This window comes from Klebsiella planticola ATCC 33531 (genome assembly GCF_000735435.1).
Classification (GTDB): domain Bacteria; phylum Pseudomonadota; class Gammaproteobacteria; order Enterobacterales; family Enterobacteriaceae; genus Klebsiella; species Klebsiella planticola.
This window is the reverse complement of record NZ_JMPP01000014.1, coordinates 68,214-89,100: the sequence shown is the minus strand read 5'-3', so window position 1 is coordinate 89,100 and position 20,887 is coordinate 68,214. Positions and strand designations below refer to the sequence as shown.

Genomic DNA, 20,887 nt, shown 5'->3' with positions numbered 1-20,887 from the left:
TAATACCTCGTATCGCCATGCTCATTATTGGGCATGGCAAGGAGCATCTATGTCTCATGTCAATGTCCATACTGAAGAAGAAAAGCTCAAAGCGACAACGGTAAGATGGCGAATATTTATTGTCATGCTTATTCTGGGAGCAATTAACTATATTGACCGCACCTCTTTATCCATTGCCATGCCCTATATTACCGATGAATTCGGCATTACCGACACGCGTGTGGTTGGTGTTATTCACAGTGCATTCTTCTGGGCCTATGCGCTCATGCAAATACCCAGCGGGGTCATTGCTGACAAATTTAAAGCCCGAAATATTATTGCTATCGCCACAATTTTATGGGGTGCATTTCAGGCTATCGCCGCCCTCTGTCACTCTATTTTTACCCTCTCAATTTCACGCATTGGGCTGGGTATCGCCGAGTCCCCCATTATGCCCGCGGGCGCAAAACTGATGGGGACCTGGCTGACCCCGACTGAACGCGGCCGCGGTTCAATGCTGCTGGATGGCGGTGCGCCGTTAGGTACCGCACTGGGTGCCGTAATCATTGCCGGACTTATTGCTCAGTTTGATTCCTGGCGGATGGCCTTCATCATTGCCGGGGTGGGGACTATCGCTATAGGTTTTCTTGCCTGGTGGTATATTCGTACCTATCCTTCTGAACATCCTGGTATTAACAAAGCTGAACTGGATCATATTACTGAAGCCAATGGAGATTCCACCTCTGGTAAAAAATATCGTCTCGCTGATATCAAACCTTATTTAAAACAACGTAATGTTATTGCGTTAATTTGTGGATGGGTTTGCTATAGCTTTGTCTTCTATGGTCTCATGACCTGGCTCCCGTTATATTTCCAGGCTACCTACGGCTTCGATATTAAGTCTATGGGTGGCGCCATGGCGATTATTTTCCTGCTGTGTTTTGTCGGCCAACTAACCGGGGGCTACATCATGGATAAATGGCGCAGTAAAGGCGGTAAAACCAGCCGCGTTATGCATACCATGCTGTCGATTTCAGCCATTACTGCTGGCATAGGAATATTTCTTTGCGCGCAAAGCAGTACGCCAGGCGTCGCGATTACGCTTCTCACTATCGCCCTGTTCCCCCTGCGCTGGGCAAGCGTTTACTGGTCTATTCCTGGCCTTCTCGGCGCTCAATCCGTAGCAGGGACTATCTGCGGCACCATGAACTTTACCAGCAATCTGTTCGCCGCCATCCTGCCGATTTTTATCGGTTTCCTTGTGCAATTCACCGGTAATTATTACGCCGCAATGATGTTCTTCGCCCTCGCAGCGGTGGGGTATCTGGTTTGCTCTTTGAGCATCAATTTCGATAAGAAAATGGAAATTTCAGAGCAGTAACTCTCTCATCCACGGCCTGGCAACAGGCCGTTTTATCCATCAGGAATGCTTGATGTTCAATCTACAAAACTATATTGCCGTGGACTGGGGTAGCAGCAATCTGCGCCTGTGGCTATTTCAGCAAGGTGAAGCGATCTGGACTTATCATAGTCGCGAAGGGGTAACCCACCAACGACCGGGCGCGTTTAAAGAGCTCTGGCTCACCATCCTCTCACGGTGTCCGCATCCCCTGGCCCCTGACACCATTGTCATCATGAGCGGCATGATCGGTAGTAATCTCGGCTGGCTTGCCGTGCCCTATATTCCCTGTCCGACATCCGTTTCAGCGCTCTCCTCAAACCTGACGCCGGTCGAAAATGCCGGGCCTCTACCGGTGTGGATTGTCCCCGGGCTCCAGCTCAACGGCCCGGAACATTTCAACGTGATGCGTGGAGAGGAAACGCAACTCCTGGGCGCACTGAATGTAGAGGAGTGGTATGTCTTTCCCGGCACCCACAGCAAATGGGTACGCATGGAGAGGGAGCGCATCGGTGATTTTCAAACCATCATGACCGGGGAGTTCTTTCACTTGCTAAGCCACTACTCCGTGCTGTCCCAGCCACAAGACGGGCATCGGGAAGATCACCAGGCATTTCTTGATGGCGCACGGCTGGGAGCACAAGAGTGCTGCCTGTCGCGAGGAACCTTTGCGCTGCGCGCACGTATGCTCTGCGGCGCCCTGCCTTCTGACGCTCTGCATAGCGCCCTCTCTGGACTGCTGATTGGTCACGAAGTCGCCCGGATGTACGAGCAATACGCCATTTCATCCACGGAAAGCGTAGTTCTGGTCGGTAACGATGCGCTACTGGCGCGATACCAAAGCGTTTTTACCCTTTTTGGCCTCACCTGTCGCCCCTTCAGCGGTGAAGCGGCCTTTCTTAACGGCATCAGGAGACTTCTTCATGACCACATCTGACTCTCTTCCTCTGGTCGCCATCCTGCGCGGGGTAACCCCAGATGATGTACTGGTGCACATGGCGGAACTGTATCGTGCGGGTTTTACGCAGGTAGAGATCCCGCTTAATTCCCCCAACTGGCAACAAAGTATTGTGCTTGCCGTAAAACATTACGGCGACCGGATGCGAATCGGCGCCGGTACGGTAACCACCCCGCGAGAGGTCGCCATACTAAAAGAGGCGGGCTGCGAATTTATCCTTACACCCAATACCGATATCTCCGTCATCAAGGCCGCGACATCTGCGGGAATGGCCACCTGCATCGGCTGTCTGACGGCCAGCGAGGCGTTGACCGCCCTCAGGCATGGCGCCAGCATGCTGAAGATCTTCCCTGCAGGCGATGTCGGGCCTGGCTACATTCGCTCGCTTCGGGCAATACTGCCGTCGAACACCCGACTGTACGCTGTGGGTGGCATCACCGCGACAAATCTCGCAGATTATCTCCGGGCCGGTTGCGAAGGGGCAGGATTAGGGAGCGATCTGTATCGTGCTGAACAGTCCCAGGCGGAAACCGCGGAAAAAGCGCAACGCTTCATCCAGGCCTGGCGCGCCTGGCAGGCCTGAAATAAAAAAGCCCGGCATAAATGCCGGGCAACGTTACCCATACTCATCACTCAGGCATTCTGCAGGATGGGTTTCTTTTTCTCGCGACGAATTTTACGTTCTTCAAAGACCGCGACGATGGCCATCAGGCAGATACAGCCGATAGCTGCCGCATCCAGCGCCGCAAAGGTACCCGCCCAGCCAGTCAGGCCAAAGACCGGCGTGCCGTCGGCAATCATCCCCAGTCCCAGTTTGGCAAAGCTGTCGCCTATCAGATAAGCGAAGGTGCCTTTGATACCGTCCGCCGCGCCGATGGCTTTTTTCGGGACGAAGCCCACCGCCGCCACGCCGATCAGCAGCTGCGGGCCAAAGACCAGGAAGCCTAAGGCAAACAGCGACATCAGATAGACATACTGGTTGCTGGCATGCTGGTAAACCCCCAGGGTGGCGATGATTAACGCCAGCGCGATACAGGCCACCAGCGCACGACGGCCGTTCGCCAGATCCGACAGCCAACCCCACAGCAGCGTGCCGACCAGCGCCCCGACTTCAAACAGGGTAAAGCCCTGAATCGCCACCTCTTTGGAAAGCTTCAGCTCCTGGAAGGCATAGACCGTCGACCACTGATCGATACCGATGCGCACCACATAGAGGAAGATGTTGGAGAAGCACAGCAGCCAGATGACTTTGTTTTTCAGGACATACTCGACGAAAATCTGCCATTTGGTCATGGCGTTCTCTTCCGTCTCTTTATCCTCTTCGCTGATCTCTTCGCCAAACAGCTCTTCCGCGTTACCGAGGCCGTAAGATTCCGGAGAGTCGCTACCAAAACGCAGACCGATAAAACCGACAATCAGCGCAATAATCGACGGGAAGATGAACATGCCGATGACGTGGCCGTCGAACAAATAGTTCGCGCCAAACAGCGCCACGCCCGCAGCGCCCGCGCCGCCGAGGTTGTGAGAGATATTCCAGAAGCCGAGGAAGGTGCCGCGCTTACGACGTGGCGTCCATTTGGTAATGGTCGAATAGCTACACGAACCGCCGGTGCTCTGGAAGAAACCGCTCAGCGCATAGAAGGCGATCATCAGGAACAGACTGGTTGAACCGGCCCCCATACTGGCGCTAAAGCCGAGCATACAGATGGCGGAGAGGATCAGCATAAACGGCAGGAACTGCTTGGTGTTTTTACCGTCTGCGTAGTAAGACACCAGCGTTTTACCCACGCCGTAGGTGATCGAGAAGCCAAGGCCAATCATCCCCAGCTGGGTCATGCTCAACCCGTAGGTGGAGATCATATCGTTCTGGGCAATGTTAAAGTTTTTGCGGATCAGATACATCGTCAGGTAGCCAATAAAGACCACCAGATAGGACTGCATGAACGGTTTGAACCACATTTTACGCCGCACATCGAGCGGCAGATCCAGGGTCGGCTTGCGCACCTGGTTTAGAAAGGCCAGCATAGGACACTCCGGGCTAATTTTTATACCTGCGAATGGCAGGCATTGTAAAAAGCCGCGCTGCGACTGGCCTGAGACAGTGTCCAGGCGCAACCGGGAAAATTTCTTAGTTTTGCCTCACTCGGGGTAAAAAGGAGAGACAGGTCACGCTTCGCTGGCGGTTCTGGGTGCCTGAGCGTTTAAAAATGGCAGCAGCAGCAGCGCGGAAATGCCGGCGGCAATAGCGATGACCACGAAAAAACCGCTCCAGTGCCAGATTTCCATAACCTGCGCCAGCGGCCAGCCGGACAGCGACGCCCCGAGATAGGCAAACAGCCCGACAAATCCGGTTGCCGCGCCCGCCGCTTCTTTATGGGAACACTCCGCCGCCGCCATGCCAATCAGCATCTGGGGGCCAAACACAAAGAAACCGGTGGTAAAGAAGCAGGCCGCCTGCATCACATAGCTGGCGAAAGGCATCAGCCACAAACCGCCGACCGAGAGCAAAATACCGGCGGCGAAAATCAGGTTCATCGGTCCACGGTTGCCGTTAAACAGCTTATCCGAGCCCCATCCCGCCACCAGCGCGCCAATAAAACCGCCCAGTTCGAACATCGTTACCGCCGAATTAGCGGTCACCAGATCGACGCCCAGCGTCTCCGACATATACAGGTTGCCCCAGTCGTTAATCGCCGCCCGCACCACGTATACCAGCACGTAACACAGCGACAGCAGCCAGATATAGGGATTGAGCAGTACGTATTTGGTAAGAATCTCTTTACGCGTCAGACCCGCCCCCTCCTGCTGCTGGGCAATCTCCAGCTCGTCATGCCGCCAGTCGCCCACCGCAGGCAGCCCGACGACCTGCGGCCGGTCGCGCAGTCGCCAGCAGAGGAACAGCCCGGCGAGAATCGCCAGCAACCCGGCAATCATCATCCCGGTACGCCAGCCGTAGCGTAGCGCCGCCGCGCCGACCACCATCGGAATCAGCGCCCCGCCGACGTTATGCGCGGTATTCCACAATGCCCACCAGCCGCCGCGCTCGGTTCGCGAATACCAGGCCGTCAGCAGACGGGCGCACACCGGCGACCCCCAGCCCTGGAAAAAGGCGTTCAGCGCCCACAGCAGGGCGAACGCCCATAGCGAGGTGGAGAAGCCAAACAGAATATTGACCACGCCGGTGGCGATAAGGCCCAGCCCCATAAAATAACGAGCGTTGGAACGGTCGCTGACGATGCCGGAGAAAAACTTCGACAGCCCGTAGGTGATGTAAAACAGCGTCGCCAGCAGGCCAATATCGCTGCGGGTCAGGACGTTGCTGGCGAGAATTTCCGGCACCGCGGCGTTAAAGCTTTTGCGCGTGAAATAAAACAGGGCATAGCCCAGCCAGATGGTCAGCAGAATATGACGCCGCCAGTAGCGATAACGCTCATCCAGCGCCTGCTTATCGGTAACCGGCGCGACATCGGGCGGGGATTTCAGAAAGCTCAGCATCATGACTCCTCAAACATAACGGCGCGGCAGGCTGACGCAGACACGGGTGCCGTGCGTGCAGGAGATAGTGAGCGTACCGCCCAGCGCCGTCACGCGTTCGCGCATACCGGTCAGGCCAAAGCCCTGCTGCCCGGTACCCGGCGGCAGCCCGCAGCCATCATCCTCAAGTACCAGCATCAGCCGTTGATCCTGCTGCCAGCCCTGCAGCGTCACCGCGCTGGCGCTGGCATGTTTGACGATATTATTCAGCCCTTCCTGACAGACGCGGAACAGCGTCACGCGCTGGTTTTCGCTCAAGGCGGCCTCATCAATGCGCCAGTCGAGATGGCTGATGATCCCACGATCTTCCAGTTCCATTTCGCGCATCAGCGAACGTACCGCCTGTTCAAGGGTCAGATCGTCGAGCTGACGCGGGCGCAGACGACCCAGCAGCCGACGAACCGAGTCGTAAACCCCTAGCGAAAGCTGCTCAATCAGCTGACCGCTCTGTTTCACGCCGCCGTTTTCCGGCGCCAGACGCTGCACAATCCCGGCCTGGGTGCGAATCGCGGTGATGGTCTGGCCAATATCATCATGCAGCTCGCGCGCCACGTCCCGGCGCACGCTCTCTTCCGTTTCCAGCAGCCGCTCCGCCAGCCGCCGGTTACGCGCCAGCTCGCTTTGCAGCGACTGGTTCAGCTCGCGCAGACGCTGAATTCCGGCGCCAAGCAGCAGCCCGGTCAGGCTCTGCGCCAGCAGTGAGAGCAGCAAATCCACCGGATGATCGTGCCAGGTCTGGCTGGCGATTAACGCGATAGCGTTCATCAGCGCGGCGATCAGCGCCCCCTGCCAGCCGTAATGCCAGGCTAAAGCGATGATCGGCAGCGCCAGGCAGAAAGGGGTAAAACGCGAGAGCTCGGCGGGCAATCCCAGCTGTAGCCAGAGGCTGACGGTAAACAGCAGCAGATACCAGATAAGATGCCGCCCTCGCCAGTTGACCGGCTGTGAAACCAGCGATGGCCCCAGCGGTCGCCAGACGGTGCTGGTGAGATAGTGCCAGATAACCAGGCAGGTCGGGGCCAGCGTCAGGCCGCCGGTTAACGTCAACAGCAGCGCGTTCAGTCCGTCGCTCCCTTCGCTCATCCACGGCAGTGATTGCAGCAGCGCGGCGGCAATCAGCGCCCCGCCCTGACGCAGCAATGTGAGCCAGTCGCGCTGGTGACGATAGCGTGAAATGAGCGCCACCGGCAGCAGTGCCAGCACGCTACCGATCATCAATATTATCGGATGCGCCAGCGCCACTTCCTGCGCCAGCCAGAAGATCAGCAGCCATTCAGCGCCCAGTAACACCGGCCAGTAGCCGCGCGGACACTGCAGCATCAAACCCAGCCGCAGGCCAAAGGGGAACAGCAGGACGGCAAGATCCGGTCGTTCGACCAGGTGCAGGCTGATGCTCCACAGGCAGAACCACGCGGCGGAGAAAATACAGAAGCAGCCAGCCACCGAAAGCAGCCGGGAGAGGAACGGTCTCATTGCCAGCTATCGAACATACGCCGCGCCAGCTCAACATCGTTGCTGACGCCCAGCTTTTCCAGCAGATTGGCGCGATGCACGTGTACGGTTTTTGGCGACAATGCCAGCTCAGCGGCGATCTCTTTCACCGCCATCCCCTGCGCCAGCTTTTCTGCGACCTGCCGCTCGCGGCGGGTGAGCGGATCCTGGCGGCCTGCCGCCAGCTTCATGGCGATATCCGGCGTCAGGTAACAACCGCCGGCCGCCACCGTTCTGACCGCGGCGATCAGCTCATCCGGGCTACAGCGTTTGGAGAGAAAACCGCGGGCGCCGGCATTCAGCGCCTGTTCCACCAGCGCCGGACTGTCGTGAACAGAGAGCATGATGGTCGCCATGCCTTTAGGCAGCTGGCTGAGCAGCTCAAGTCCTGACATATCCGGCATCGAAATATCACAAATACAGACCTGTACGCCGCGCCCGGGCAGCCCCGCCAGCGCTTCGCGGGCGGAACCAAATTCGGCAACCACCTGAAAGTCGGCTTCCAGCCCCAGCAGCTGCGCAAAACCGGAGCGGACGATAAGATGATCGTCGATAAGGGCAATGGTGGTCATGGCGTTTCCTGGCGGGTTAAAAAACGCGCTTACCTTAACGATATAAACGGCATCCTTCAAGCGGCGTCTGCGCTGGTGACATCTGCTTCCCCCAGCCACTGACTTAAGTCAGTAACCGGGGATTCTCAGACTTGCCGCCTTGACGCCACTTGAATGATTTTGTTTATCGCGCGTTGTTGTTCAATCCTTGAGCAGGATTATCCGCCTCAGGCGATACCGGTGGTCACCGTGAAGGTCCGGGTTTGCTGCGGCGCCAGTGAAATCAGGCTGCCATTACGCTGAGCCGCCAGGAATCCCTCGGGCCGACAGGTGGCGGGCAGCGCGAAAGCAGCAACCTGCTGATCGCCGTTATAGAGGATCCAGCGGGTAACATAATTGAACTCGGTGCTGGAGAACCGCGTGACAAACGTGGTGCCATCCGGCGCTATCATGCGAAATTCCGGGCTATCGGTGTAGCGATACAGCTGATCGGCAAAAAAGACGATTTCCGGGTCGTAATATTGAGGCTCGCACAACGCGGTCAGCGAGGCTTCGCCTTGCAGGAGACGCTGATTGAACGCCAGCCACGATTCCGTCGGCTGCACGTGGGCAGGTACCGATTCGCGCAGCGAGAGCGCTTCGTCAGGGATATTCTGGCTGAAGGTCGCCTGCGCCACATAGGCATAGTTCATATGGCACATGTACTGCAGCGGCATGGCGACAGAGGCAAGATTGGTCACCGCCATCTGGATATCAAACAGCGCGCTGGCTCGCCGTAAGGCCACCGTCGGCCGCGCCTCATAGTGATGACCAAAGCCCATCACGTATTCATAGCGCCCCGCCACGCGCAGGCAGTCTGCCTCCAGTTCAAGCCAGGCTTCATCCATGGCCGCACAGGCCATTTCACCATGCAGCGGGTGAGTATCCTGCGGCGACGGACAGCCGTTCGCCAACAGCCCTGAGTGGAAAGCGAAACAGCCATAGGTGGCCACCACCTCCGCTGCCGGCTTCGGCTCGCTGAACATATTGCGCATGGTCAGATCGCGGCCATCAAACTCAGCATCCCAGATCATTTGCCCCAGCCAGGGCAAAATCACCAGATAACCGCGCGCGTTTTCCACCCGCAGCCCCTCTACGCCGCTGGCATAGCGGAAAGCCGTCACCGTGAAGTCATCATTCGCCAGCAGCGTGCGCGGTTGCTCGCTAAAGAGCTGGCGCCATAAAGGTAAGCGTGTCGTCATGATCGTTCTCCTCAGGATGCCGTCGCTTCAGTCAGCGCCCGGCGGACTTTGCATTCGCGCCAGAAATAGATGCCGACATAGATGAAGCACAGCATCGGTACCAGGAAAGAGACCTGCAGCGAGTGGAACATATCGGCGACAAAGCCCTGAATCGCAGGGACGACGGCGGCACCAATAATCGCCATCACAATGACCGCACCGGCCATTTCAGTGTGTTCGTTATCCACCGTATTGAGCGTACCGGCATAGATGGTTGCCCAGCACGGTCCGAACAGCACGCTCACCAGCACCGCCACGTAGACCGCGCTAAAGCTCGGCGCCAGCGCCACATACGCAAGGAACAGTGCGCCGATAACCGAGTAGAGAATCAGCACCTTTTCCGGCGTGAAGCGGGTCATTAAAATGTTGGCGATAAACTTGCCAATAAAGAAGCAGGCAAAGCTGTAGACCATAAACGTTGAGGCATCACGCTCGTTGATATCACCCAACTCCAGCGCAAGGCGAATGGTGAACGACCAGACGGTAACCTGCATACCGACATACAGGAACTGGGCGGCAATTCCGCGACGAAAACGTGCGTTGGTAGCCAGGTAGCGCAGCGTGTCGGCCGCCGACGGGCGTTTATGGTTCGCCGTCTGCGCAACTTTACAGGTCGGGAAGCGCGTCAGCAGGAACAGCACCATGACCACCACCAGCACCATGATCATGTACTTGTAAGGCTCAAGGGTGTTTTCCAGCATCAGGACTTTAAAGTTATGGATCTGCTCGGCATTCATACCGGCCATCTGTTTTTCCAGACTTTCGCCATCGGAAAAGACCAGATATTTACCCAGCAAAATACCGGCTGCCGCGCCAATTGGATAAAAGGTCTGGCTGATGTTCAGGCGCAGCGTGGCATGGCTTTTCGGGCCGATCATCGAACTGTAGGTGTTCGCTGCCGTCTCAAGAAAGCTCAGGCCGATGGCAATCGCAAAAATCGCGGCCAGGAACATGGTGTAGGTTGCCATGTGCGAAGCCGGGAAAAAGAGCGTGCAGCCGACGATATACAGCGTCAGTCCGGTGAGAATAGCGACCTTATAGCTGGTGTTTTTAATCACTAACGACGCCGGAATCGCAATTAAAAAATAACCGCCATAAAATGCGCTCTGGACCAGCGCGGAGGCAAAGTTACTTAATGCAAACACGCTTTTAAACTGCGTAATTAAAATATCATTTAAGGCCGCAGCACATCCCCATAAAGGGAATAAGCAGGATAACAAAATAAACTGGAACAGAGGTGTTTTGTTCAGATAGCCGTCAGGCATCTGAATGATGTTTTTATCGTTCATAGTGCTACCTTTTACAGTGCAGAGTGATTATTCGTTTAACGACAGATATTCATTAAACTGCTCGATACTGGGATAAGACGATTGCGTGCCTTTCCCCGTGACGCTAAAGGCGGCAAAGAGAGCGGCTTTTTTCATGGCGGATTCAACATCTCCGCTCTGGACGTAATAGTGAGCAAAACAACCGATAAAGGCATCGCCTGCGCCGCTGGTATCTACCGCGCTGACTTTAAATGCCGGGACATGCACTTCCTGAGTGCGCGTCATCCACAGCGCGCCCTTCTCACCCATGGTCACAATAATATTGTTGAGGCCTTTTTCAACGAGGCTGCGGGCGGCGGCACGAATATTGTCGTAAGTATCAACAGGCAGGCCGGTTAATATTTCCAGCTCGGTCTCATTGGGAACAAAGAAATCACATTTACAGGCATAAGACATATCTAATTCGCGCAACGCGGGCGCCGGATTTAATAACACTTCAATGCCGTGCTTTTTACCAAATTCGATAGCGTGGTAAACCGTTTCCAGTTGAACCTCAAGCTGCAACACAATCAGCTGGCATTTTTTTAAATCCTCGGCGGCGCGATCGATATCTTCAGGAGAGAGGAACTTGTTGGCGCCTTTAATAATAAGAATGCTGTTGCTGGAGTTGGCATTCACAAAGATCGGCGCCACGCCGCTGCTGGTACAGGGGACTTTCTCAACATAAGTGGTATTGATGCCCCAGGACTCAAGATTGCGAATCGTGTTATCCGCAAAGATGTCATCTCCCACCTTGGTCAACATCAGCACTTTCGAATTAAGCTTAGCGGCGGCAACGGCCTGGTTGGCCCCTTTCCCGCCGCAGCCAATTTTGAACGCCGGCGCCTCAAGGGTTTCCCCCTCTTTCGGCATCTGGTTGGTGTAGGTGATGAGGTCCACCATGTTGGAGCCAATAACCGCGATATCCATTTTACTACCTCTCAGAAACAATCACACAACAATGATATTATCGTAACATTATCATGTTACTTTAGTACCATTTGTGACCATGATCGCGATTGCAGTATCATTTCTTGTTTATTTATCATCCAGGAAAATGTGGGCAATCGAGAGGGAAAGAAAAATAAAAATCAAAAACAACAAGATAAGAAACTGAAAATAAAGAGATTATATTAATAAAAACGAGATCGGTCAGACTTTTAATTCTCAAGGGGCCGCAGTATAGTAATGTGAATGCATAATGTTTCAGCAGGGACAAAAATGTTACCAAAGGAACATTTGCCAAATGAATTGCGGAGAGTGTGAATGGAGACCAAGCAAAAAGAACGTATACGTCGTCTGATGGAACTGCTGAAGAAAACCGACCGAATCCATCTTAAAGACGCCGCGCGTATGCTGGAGGTCTCTGTGATGACGATTCGTCGGGATCTCAGCCAGGAAAACGACGAACCGCTGCCGCTCACGCTATTAGGCGGCTACGTGGTGATGGTCAACAAACCCTCATCGCCTTCCGTCACGCCAGCGCTGGCGACAAAACCGGCCCATCATCGCGACGAACTGCCCATTGCCATCCTCGCCGCCGGCCTGGTCAGCGAAAACGACCTGGTCTTTTTTGATAACGGCAGCGAAATGCCGCTGGTCATCAATATGATCCCCGATGACATTACCTTTACCGGTATTTGCTATTCACATCGGGTGTTTATGGCCTTAAATGAAAAGCCCAATGCCACCGCCATCTTATGCGGTGGCACCTATCGGGCGAAGAGCGATGCCTTCTACGATACCGGCAACCCTTCGGCGCTGGATTCACTCAATCCGCGTAAAGTGTTTATCTCCGCCAGCGGCGTTCACGAACATTTTGGCGTCAGCTGGTTTAACCCCGACGACCTCGCCACGAAACGTAAAGCGATGGATCGCGGCCTGCGGAAAATCCTGCTCGCGCGCTACGCGCTGTTCGACGATGTTGCGCCTGCCAGTATAGCGCCGCTGCCGGCATTTGATGTGCTGATCAGCGATCGCCCGTTACCGGCAGACTATGCCACGCACTGCCGGAACGGGTCGGTAAAAGTCATCACGCCGGACTCTGAAAGCGAATAACTGAGCGTCATCCCACCAGGCGTAGATTGTTGCAGCCAGTCTGGACGCGGGCAGCGCGGAAAAACCAGAGCGTACACGCAGTACGTGCACTGCCCATGGCCAAAATGGCAAATAAAATAGCCTGATGGGGCAGGCTCTTACTCAAAGAAGACGGCAATTTTATTAAACATGGAAGGATCGGACTGATTACGCGCCACCTTCTCCACATCTTCCAGTTTTTCAATCTGACTGATCATCTGCCCCAGCCGCTGGTCATCGTTCACCAGCAGCCAGATGCGGCTGTGGTTGCTGTTCTGAATCGGCAAACAGAGAATGCCTTCCACGTTGAACGCGCGGCGGGCAAACAGGCCACAAACGTGGGTCATCACTCCCGGATGGTTGCGAACGGTGAGTTCCAGAATAACGTTGTCATGAGTCTGCTGTTGCATGGTTTATTCCCCCACCATTTCTGTATTTGCCGCTCCCGGCGGAACCATCGGATAGACTTTTTCTTCCGCATCAATACGCACATGAATCAGCGCCGGACCGGGACGATCGATGATCGCCTGCAGCGCCGCCTGCGGGTCAGCTTCGTGATTTAAATCGCAGGTTTGCAGACCAAATCCGGCGGCGATCTGCATAAAGTTAATCATTCCGGGATAGGTGGCAGCAAATACCCCCTGCTGATAGAACAGGCTCTGTTGCTGATAGACCAGCCCCAACGCTTCGTTATTCATCAGGATGATTTTCACATCCAGCTGGTTTTCTGCCGCGGTGGCCATCTCCTGAATGTTCATCATCAGGCTGCCGTCACCGGAGAAGCAGATGACTTTGCGCTGTGGATTAGCCAGCGCCGCTCCGACCGCTGCCGGCAGACCGAATCCCATGGTTCCCAGCCCGCCGGAAGTCAGCCATTGACGCGGGCGATTCAGCGGATAAGCCTGCGCGACCCACATCTGATGCTGACCGACATCGGTGGTGACGATCGCCTCATCATTGACGCAGGCGGCAACGGCGTTGATCAGGCCGTAATGGGTGAGCGGGTCGCTCTCCTGCGGAATCGGGGACGGAAACTCACGCTGCAGATCCGCCACCATCTGGCGCCACTCGTCGCGCGGCTGGGCGGCGACCTGCGGCGTCAGCTGCGCCAGAACGTCGGCCACATCCCCTTGAATCGCCACGTGCGGCTGCTTGATTTTACCCAGTTCGGAACGGTCGATATCAACGTGAATAATTTTCGCGTTCGGGCAGAACTGCTCGGTTTTACCAATCGCCCGGTCATCAAAACGCGCGCCTAAAACAACCAGTAAATCCGCTTCTTGCAGAATAAAGTTGGTGCTGCGCGCGCCGTGCATACCCAGCATGCCCAGCGACAGCGGATGCGCCTTCGGCAGCATCCCCAGCGCCATCAGGGTCATGGTGGTAGGCAGGTTCGCTTTTTCCGCCAGCGCACGCACCTGCTCAGGGGCGTTAATCACGCCGCCGCCCAGATAAAGTACCGGGCGCTTAGCCGCATTGATCATGGCGGCCGCGTCGTGGACGCTGGCGCTGTCAAATGTCGGCGGTGCGGTGCGCGCACCCGGCTCCGGTAACGCCTCCAGCTCGATGGTCGCCGTCTGCACATCCTTAGGAATATCTATCCACACCGGACCCGGGCGGCCGGACTGGGCGATGCGAAAAGCATCGCTCATCACCTGCGGCAGTTCAGCAATATCGCGGACCAGGTAGTTATGTTTGGTGATGGGGATAGAGATACCGTAGGTGTCGACTTCCTGGAACGCATCGGTCCCGATCATCGATGCCGGAACCTGGCCGGTAATGCACACCAGCGGAATCGAGTCCAGACGCGCATCGGCGATGGCGGTGATCAGGTTGGTGGCGCCCGGGCCGCTACAGGCCATACAGACCGCCGGTTTGCCCTCGGTACGCGCCATCCCCTGAGCGATAAAGCCCGCGCCCTGCTCGTGACGCGCCAGAACGTGGCGAATCTGCGTGCTTTGGCTTAATGCGTCATAGATGGGAAGGATAGAGCCGCCCGGGATGCCCGCAACGGTCGTGATCCCCTGGCGTTCCAGTAAATGAATAACTAACTGTGCGCCGGTAAAGCGCATTTTTTCTGATGTTGTGCCCGAACTTGCCATGCTCCAGTCCTTTTATTTTGAGCCGACTTACCGGGCGAGTGTCGAAAAAAAACCCCGCTCGGTTTGCGCCGGCGGGGTTTGGAATCGTGTTGTTCCGGACCCTACGGCGCATTGCCGACGACGACCACCACACGCACGACGACCACCGCGGCAGGCGCGGTTTTTAGTAGAGTCGAAGTCAGAATGGAAGCGTTCATTAGGGACCTGTTGTGTCGAAAATTTAACTGAATTTATACAAACACAGCCGCCGCCATTAAACAACGGATTTATTTTCATCCACGAGGATTTGTGTGAAGGATCACAATTTCTTACCGGTCGAAAAAAACAAAAAACCCCGCCGGAGCGAGGTTTTTCTCAGCATGTTTACGGCTGGTAACCGCAAGTACACTGTATTACGTCAACGCTGAAAGTATACGCGCGCGCAGGCGTTCACGCAATTTTCACCCCGGTTTTTGCCAAAGTAGAGTATGGATGGCGAGCGCAATTTTGTCGAGAAAATACTGTTTATATATACAGTATTTGTTTATACTGAAAACGTTCACATTGTGTCATTCGGGGCCGCATGTATCACCGGCGCAATAAAGTCCTGGCTGAAACGGGTGGTGCCGTCAGCGCCTTAACCCCGAGAGAGCACACTGTGTTACGTCAACAAATACGCTAATGTCTTCTGGGCACGGCAACGTGTCCCGGTAGTCGGCGTATACCCTGGCTGGCAACAGGCGGCGGAAAGGTACGCCAGCCGGTCGTGCTCCTGTACCAGAGGAGACGCGTATGGGTGCCATGGATATTATTGTTCTTATCCTGAAACTCATGGTTGCCGTGTTGCAACTGCTTGATGCTGTCCTGAAACAGCTGCGCTGATTCAGGTTCAAGTCGCACCTGAGAGGGGCGGGAAACCGCCCCTCTACAGGCGGTTCCCATTAACCTTATGCTGACTTGCTGGAGAAAATCATGCCACCGCTGTTGATTGCCGCCACGACCCCCGACGACCCCGGGTTTCTGGCTTTGCGCAGTGAAAGCCTCGCCCAACATTTCAATATGCTGCGCCGCCTGGCGGAGAACTGGCAAAGCGGGAAAAACCGCTTTAGTGCGCCGGGTGAAAAACTGCTGGGTGCCTTTGTCGGCGGGCAGCTGGTGGGAATTTGCGGGCTGAATGTTGACCCCTTCAGCCCGCAGCTGCGAACCGGGCGCATCCGCCATTTATACATCAGCGATGCCTTTCGTCGGCGGAATATTGGTCAGCAGCTGCTGGTGGCCGTCATCACCCACTCCGGCACCTGGTTTGATTTTCTCAACACTCACGCGCCGCCGTCGGCGTGGCCATTTTATGAATCGCTTGGATTTCGTCCGGTTTATGATGAGCCGCGGGTCACTCATCGCCTGTTCTGCTCACTTTAAGCGCGGCTGGCCGGGTGAAAATGCCCGTGTTACAGTTCCAGGACCCGGCCACTCACCAACACACCTGCCATGACGATAACCGTTTTCTGCGTTCTGCTGTTCGCCGCCCTGCTGCATGCCAGCTGGAATGCTATCGTCAAAGCAAGTGGAGATAAGCTGTACGCGGCGATCGGCGTGAGCGGCTCCGCCGCGCTGACCGCCCTGGTTGCATTGCCTTTCGCGCCGCAGCCCTCCCTGGCCAGCGCGCCGTATCTGGTGCTTTCCAGCGCACTGCAGGTGGTCTACACCGTTCTGGTCGCCAAAACCTACCAGGTCTCCGACATGAGTCAGACCTATCCACTGATGCGCGGCACCGCGCCGCTGCTGGTGGCGGTGATTAGCGTCGCATTCCTCGGCGATACGCTGTCGCCGCTGGCATGGACAGGGATTGGCGTAATTTGTCTGGCGATCCTCGCCATGGCCTGCAACGGTCGGACCCGCTCCGGCTACGGCATCACCCTCGCGCTGATCAACGCCTGTTTTATCGCCGGCTATACGTTAGTTGATGGTACCGGCGTGCGGTTGTCGGATACGGCGCTGGGCTACACGCTATGGTCCTTTTTTATGAACGGCTGCTGTCTGCTGAGCTGGTCGATGATCTATCGGCGCCAGGAAGCCAGCCGCTATCTGCGCCAGCACTGGAAAAAAGGCGCCATCGGCGGCCTGAGTACGATGGGATCATACGGCCTGGCACTGTGGGCGATGACCCAGGCACCGCTGGCAGTGGTGGCCGCGCTGCGAGAAACCTCGATTTTATTCGGCGCCGTCATCGCGTTGGTGCTGCTCAAAGAGAAGCTTATCGCCCTGCGAATCGTCGCCGCCTGCGGCATTGCGGCGGGGGCTATTCTGCTGCGTCTGTCCTAACGCAGAATGGCAACATTTGTTGCCGATTATTGTTTACAAAACCTGCCTGAAATCCCTCTCCAATCATCGTCATATAGTTGTACTGTCATTTTTATGTGGTAGATTCCTCCAGCATTTAAGGGATGTGCCAGTCACATATTCTTCATTTACCTATACTCACAAAGTATTCATCGACATGAAACGGCATAAGAACTTCACTTTGTTGTTGATGCTGGTACTGCTGGTGGCCGTTGGCCAGATGGCGCAGACCATTTATATCCCGGCGATCGCCGACATGGCTATCTCGCTGAACGCCCGTGAAGGGGCCGTGCAGAGCGTAATGGCGGCCTATTTGCTGACCTATGGCGTCTCTCAGCTCTTTTATGGCCCGCTGTCTGACCGCGTAGGAAGACGTCCGGTGATCCTCATCGGGATGTCTATCTTTATGCTGGCGACGCTGGTTGCTATCACCACCCACAGCCTGACGGTGCTGATTATCGCCAGCGCCATCCAGGGTATGGGAACCGGCGTCGGCGGGGTCATGGCGCGCACGCTGCCGCGCGATCTGTATGAAGGTGCCCAGCTCAGGCATGCCAACAGCCTGTTAAATATGGGAATTTTGGTCAGCCCGCTGCTGGCGCCGCTGATTGGCGGTATCCTCAATACGCTGTGGAGCTGGCGCGCCTGCTACGCTTTCCTGCTGATTTTGTGCGCGGGCGTAACCTTTAGCATGGCGCGCTGGATGCCTGAAACCCGTCCGGCTGGCGCACCGCGCTCCCGGCTGGCGACCAGTTACAAAACGCTGTTCGGCAATACCGCGTTCAACTGCTATCTGCTGATGCTGATTGGCGGCCTCGCCGGCATCGCCGTGTTCGAAGCCTGTTCCGGCGTGCTGATGGGCGCCGTGCTGGGCTTAAGCAGCATGGCGGTGAGTATTCTGTTTATTCTGCCCATCCCGGCGGCTTTTTTCGGTGCCTGGTTTGCCGGACGCCCGCATAAACGCTTCCCGACCCTGATGTGGCAATCGGTGATTTGCTGCCTGCTGGCGGGCATTATGATGTGGATCCCTGGCCTGATGGGCATCATGACCGTCTGGACGCTGCTGGTGCCCGCGGCGCTGTTTTTCTTTGGCGCCGGCATGCTGTTTCCGCTGGCGACCAGCGGCGCGATGGAACCCTTCCCGTTCCTCGCCGGGACGGCAGGCGCGCTGGTGGGCGGCCTGCAAAACATCGGCTCCGGCGTCCTGGCCTGGCTCTCGGCGATGATGCCGCAGACCGGTCAAAGCAGCCTGGGGTTATTGATGATGCTCATGGGGCTGCTGATTCTGCTGTGCTGGCTGCCGCTGGCTTCGCGCTTCAGCCGCCACCAGCAGCCGGTTTAAGCACCGGAGTCTCCCCGGATAGCGGCCTGCGCCTTATCCCGCGTCCGGGGAAAATCATTGCGCCAGACTTTGTAGCCAGTGAATAAAGGCGTCTATTTTCGGCCACTGGCGCCCCGCTAACGTGGTCACATAGTAGTGCTGGTGGCATTTCAGCGTCATCTCGCCAAAGGGCGCAATCAGCTCTCCGCTCGCCAGACGCTTTTGAACCAGCCGCTTACGCCCCATCGCCACGCCAACATGATTCATGGCAGCAATCACCGCCAAATCTGAGCGATCGAAACCAATACCCGACGATTGCGGCAAGTTAACCCCAAAGTGCTGCGCCCAGCTAAACCATTCGTCGGTGCCAGAATCATTGCTCCAGGCCTGGCGATCGTGCAGCAGGGTGCAATGTTGCAGATTATCGGGATGTTGCTGGAGCTGATGCTGCCGGGCATAGTCCGCCGTGCAAACCGGGACGATGGCTTCATCCATCAGATAATGGTGGGTTAATTGCGATGAAGGCAGATCGTCGAAATAGAGCGCCAGATCGATACCCGCTCGCTGCATATTCACGTTATCGTTACCGGTCAGAACAGTCAGCGATATCGACGGATAACGGCGGGTAAAGTCCCCGAGCGCCGGTACCAGCCAGCACTGGGCGATCGACGGACGTGAGTAGACGGTCAGCGTACCTGACAGCTCCTGGTTTTTGATATCCAGAATCTCCTGGTTCAGACTGTCCAGCGAGGATTTCAGCGCCCAGAACACCCGCCTCCCCTCATGGGTTAACTCCACTTTCCGATGAGAGCGTACAAAAAGCTGAATACCCAGCTCTTCCTCCAGCTGATTCATCCGGTGGCTCACTGCGCTGGGGGTCAGCGACAGCTCTTCCGCCGCCAGCGCGAAAGATTCATGCCGTGCGGCGACCTCAAAGGTATACAGCTTTGACAACTGCCAGCCGTTGAGCAGCCGGTTGCCTATCTCTTTAGCGACATCCATCGTTCGGTTCCCCTGATTTTTTACCGCTGATTGTAAGAAAAATGGTCACCCGACATGGGTTTAAAGATGAAAAAAAGTGACTCATAACGCAAATAAAAGCCATTTTTAGACTTTAATCACCATTTTGATTCAATCTAATTCACCTTAAGCGCCATTTATATCGTTTGTCAGCCGGTGTCGTTTTTCTGTTCAATAACCCCATCTTATTCACGGGCGAGGTGGGGTATGGAATCTCAGATTTGGGTTGTGAGCACGTTATTAATCAGCATTGTGTTGATTGTTTTGACTATCGTAAAACTGAAATTTCACCCCTTTCTGGCGCTGCTGTTAGCCAGTTTCTTCGTCGGCGCAATGATGGGGATGAGCCCACTGGACATGGTCAACGCCATTGAAAATGGGATCGGTGGAACCCTCGGTTTCCTGGCGGCAGTGATCGGCCTCGGCACCATTCTGGGCAAAATGATGGAGATTTCAGGCGCCGCCGAACGTATCGGCCTGACGCTTCAGCGCTGTCGCTGGCTGTCGGTCGATGTGATCATGGTACTGGTTGGCCTGATTTGCGGGATTACGCTGTTTGTCGAAGTCGGCGTCGTGCTGCTGATTCCGCTGGCCTTTTCTATTGCCAAAAAGACCCACACCTCTCTGCTGAAGCTGGCGATTCCGCTGTGTACCGCGCTAATGGCCGTGCACTGCGTGGTACCGCCGCACCCGGCGGCGCTGTTCGTCGCCAATAAGCTGGGCGCCGATATCGGTACCGTGATTGTCTATGGTTTGCTGGTCGGGTTGATGGCCTCACTGGTTGGCGGCCCGCTGTTCCTGAAGCTGCTGGGCAACCGCCTGCCGTTCAAAGCGGTTCCTGCCGAGTTCGCCAATCTGGACGTTCGTCAAGAAGAGACGCTGCCGTCGCTCGCCGCCACGCTGTTGACCATTTTGCTGCCGATCGCTCTGATGCTGGTGAAAACCGTCGCCGAGCTGAATATGGCCAAAACCGGCACGCTGTATATGCTGCTGGAGTTTATCGGTAATCCAATTACCGCCATGTTTATCGCCGTCTTCGTGGCTTACTACGTCCTCGGTATCCGTCAGAATATGGGCATGGCCACGCTGCTGACCCATACCGAAAAGGGCTTTGGTTCTATTGCCAATATCCTGCTGATTATCGGCGCAGGCGGCGCGTTCAACGCGGTCCTGAAAACCAGCGGCCTGGCTGATTCGCTGGCGGTTATTCTCTCCGGTCTGCATATGCACCCGATTCTGCTGGCCTGGCTGGTGGCGCTGATTCTGCACGCGGCGGTGGGTTCTGCCACCGTTGCCATGATGGGGGCCACGGCCATCGTGGCACCGATGCTGCCGCTCTACCCTGGCGTTAGCCCGGAGATCATCGCCATTGCCATTGGTTCCGGCGCAATTGGCTGCACGATCGTTACCGATTCCCTGTTCTGGCTGGTTAAACAATACTGTGGTGCGAGCCTGAGTGAGACGTTCAAATACTATACAACGGCAACATTTATCGCATCCTTACTTGCACTAGCCTGCACGTTCCTGCTTTCTTTCATCATCTGAGCGCA

At 56.0% G+C, this 20,887-nt stretch carries 19 protein-coding genes and 1 pseudogene; 9 read left to right on the top strand and 11 right to left on the bottom strand.

All coding sequences use genetic code 11. The features are described 5' to 3' along the window. Window positions 1–49 precede the first annotated feature (49 nt). The 3 genes from GRPL_RS20865 to GRPL_RS20875 are packed head-to-tail and all read left to right on the top strand — an operon-like array spanning window position 50 to window position 2,919. Complete coding sequence (locus GRPL_RS20865) at window positions 50–1,360, top strand: MFS transporter (protein WP_032690193.1); 1,311 nt, start codon at window positions 50–52, stop codon at window positions 1,358–1,360. Between the two features lie 52 nt (window positions 1,361–1,412). Beyond that, window positions 1,413–2,315, top strand: a complete 903-nt coding sequence (locus tag GRPL_RS20870; RefSeq protein ID WP_032697050.1) for a 2-dehydro-3-deoxygalactonokinase — start codon at window positions 1,413–1,415, stop codon at window positions 2,313–2,315. After that, window positions 2,302–2,919 (top strand): 2-dehydro-3-deoxy-6-phosphogalactonate aldolase, encoded by a 618-nt coding sequence (locus GRPL_RS20875; RefSeq protein WP_032698496.1) that lies wholly within the window; start codon window positions 2,302–2,304, stop codon window positions 2,917–2,919. Before GRPL_RS20870 ends, GRPL_RS20875 begins: the two co-directional genes overlap by 14 nt. A gap of 50 nt (window positions 2,920–2,969) precedes the next feature. Here GRPL_RS20875 and uhpT read toward each other — a convergent pair whose 3' ends face one another. The 7 genes from uhpT to rbsK all read right to left on the bottom strand — a co-directional run bounded on the left by uhpT (window position 2,970) and on the right by rbsK (window position 11,429). Beyond that, window positions 2,970–4,361: a hexose-6-phosphate:phosphate antiporter UhpT gene (gene uhpT / locus GRPL_RS20880; protein ID WP_032690190.1), complete on the bottom strand. Its 1,392-nt coding sequence runs from the start codon at window positions 4,359–4,361 to the stop codon at window positions 2,970–2,972. A 141-nt stretch (window positions 4,362–4,502) separates the two neighbouring features. Continuing rightward, complete coding sequence (locus GRPL_RS20885) at window positions 4,503–5,831, bottom strand: MFS transporter (RefSeq protein WP_032697052.1); 1,329 nt, start codon at window positions 5,829–5,831, stop codon at window positions 4,503–4,505. A 9-nt stretch (window positions 5,832–5,840) separates the two neighbouring features. Then, entirely contained in the window at window positions 5,841–7,322 is a 1,482-nt protein-coding gene (gene uhpB, locus GRPL_RS20890) for a signal transduction histidine-protein kinase/phosphatase UhpB (protein ID WP_162180058.1), read from the bottom strand. Between the two features lie 17 nt (window positions 7,323–7,339). Continuing rightward, entirely contained in the window at window positions 7,340–7,933 is a 594-nt protein-coding gene (gene uhpA, locus GRPL_RS20895; RefSeq protein ID WP_032690187.1) for a response regulator transcription factor UhpA, read from the bottom strand. A 206-nt stretch (window positions 7,934–8,139) separates the two neighbouring features. After that, complete coding sequence (locus GRPL_RS20900; RefSeq protein WP_032698493.1) at window positions 8,140–9,153, bottom strand: aldose 1-epimerase family protein; 1,014 nt, start codon at window positions 9,151–9,153, stop codon at window positions 8,140–8,142. 11 nt (window positions 9,154–9,164) lie between these two features. Then, window positions 9,165–10,481 carry an L-fucose:H+ symporter permease gene (fucP, locus tag GRPL_RS20905; RefSeq protein ID WP_032698491.1) on the bottom strand — a complete coding sequence of 439 codons (1,317 nt, stop codon included), beginning with the start codon at window positions 10,479–10,481 and terminating at the stop codon, window positions 9,165–9,167. A gap of 27 nt (window positions 10,482–10,508) precedes the next feature. Further along, window positions 10,509–11,429 (bottom strand): ribokinase, encoded by a 921-nt coding sequence (gene rbsK, locus GRPL_RS20910; protein ID WP_004869105.1) that lies wholly within the window; start codon window positions 11,427–11,429, stop codon window positions 10,509–10,511. Between the two features lie 336 nt (window positions 11,430–11,765). Here rbsK and GRPL_RS20915 point away from each other — a divergent pair, with 336 nt between their 5' ends. After that, window positions 11,766–12,557, top strand: a complete 792-nt coding sequence (locus GRPL_RS20915) for a DeoR family transcriptional regulator (protein ID WP_032690184.1) — start codon at window positions 11,766–11,768, stop codon at window positions 12,555–12,557. Window positions 12,558–12,694: 137 nt separating this feature from the next. Here the strand turns inward: GRPL_RS20915 and ilvN are convergent, their stop codons facing one another. The 3 genes from ilvN to ivbL form a co-directional block, all read right to left on the bottom strand. Beyond that, window positions 12,695–12,985, bottom strand: a complete 291-nt coding sequence (gene ilvN, locus GRPL_RS20920) for an acetolactate synthase small subunit (RefSeq protein WP_004869110.1) — start codon at window positions 12,983–12,985, stop codon at window positions 12,695–12,697. A 3-nt stretch (window positions 12,986–12,988) separates the two neighbouring features. After that, window positions 12,989–14,677: an acetolactate synthase large subunit gene (gene ilvB / locus GRPL_RS20925; protein WP_032690183.1), complete on the bottom strand. Its 1,689-nt coding sequence runs from the start codon at window positions 14,675–14,677 to the stop codon at window positions 12,989–12,991. Between the two features lie 101 nt (window positions 14,678–14,778). Next, window positions 14,779–14,874, bottom strand: a complete 96-nt coding sequence (gene ivbL, locus GRPL_RS26565; RefSeq protein WP_004869113.1) for an ilvB operon leader peptide IvbL — start codon at window positions 14,872–14,874, stop codon at window positions 14,779–14,781. A gap of 549 nt (window positions 14,875–15,423) precedes the next feature. Between ivbL and tisB the strand changes: the two are divergent. From tisB to emrD, 4 genes and pseudogenes are all read left to right on the top strand, one after another. Further along, window positions 15,424–15,538 (top strand): annotated as a pseudogene (gene tisB / locus GRPL_RS26560) (type I toxin-antitoxin system toxin TisB); the annotation flags it as partial. Between the two features lie 90 nt (window positions 15,539–15,628). Further along, complete coding sequence (locus GRPL_RS20930; protein ID WP_032690182.1) at window positions 15,629–16,075, top strand: GNAT family N-acetyltransferase; 447 nt, start codon at window positions 15,629–15,631, stop codon at window positions 16,073–16,075. A gap of 69 nt (window positions 16,076–16,144) precedes the next feature. Next, window positions 16,145–16,978 (top strand): EamA family transporter, encoded by an 834-nt coding sequence (locus tag GRPL_RS20935; RefSeq protein WP_032698490.1) that lies wholly within the window; start codon window positions 16,145–16,147, stop codon window positions 16,976–16,978. 175 nt (window positions 16,979–17,153) lie between these two features. Further along, a complete protein-coding gene (gene emrD, locus GRPL_RS20940; RefSeq protein ID WP_004869124.1) occupies window positions 17,154–18,338 on the top strand; it encodes a multidrug efflux MFS transporter EmrD in 1,185 nt (394 codons plus the stop codon). Window positions 18,339–18,392: 54 nt separating this feature from the next. Here emrD and dsdC read toward each other — a convergent pair whose 3' ends face one another. After that, complete coding sequence (gene dsdC / locus GRPL_RS20945) at window positions 18,393–19,319, bottom strand: DNA-binding transcriptional regulator DsdC (RefSeq protein WP_015585471.1); 927 nt, start codon at window positions 19,317–19,319, stop codon at window positions 18,393–18,395. Window positions 19,320–19,544: 225 nt separating this feature from the next. Between dsdC and dsdX the strand changes: the two genes are divergently transcribed. Next, entirely contained in the window at window positions 19,545–20,882 is a 1,338-nt protein-coding gene (gene dsdX, locus GRPL_RS20950) for a D-serine transporter DsdX (RefSeq protein WP_032690180.1), read from the top strand. The last annotated feature ends 5 nt before the right edge of the window (window positions 20,883–20,887 follow it).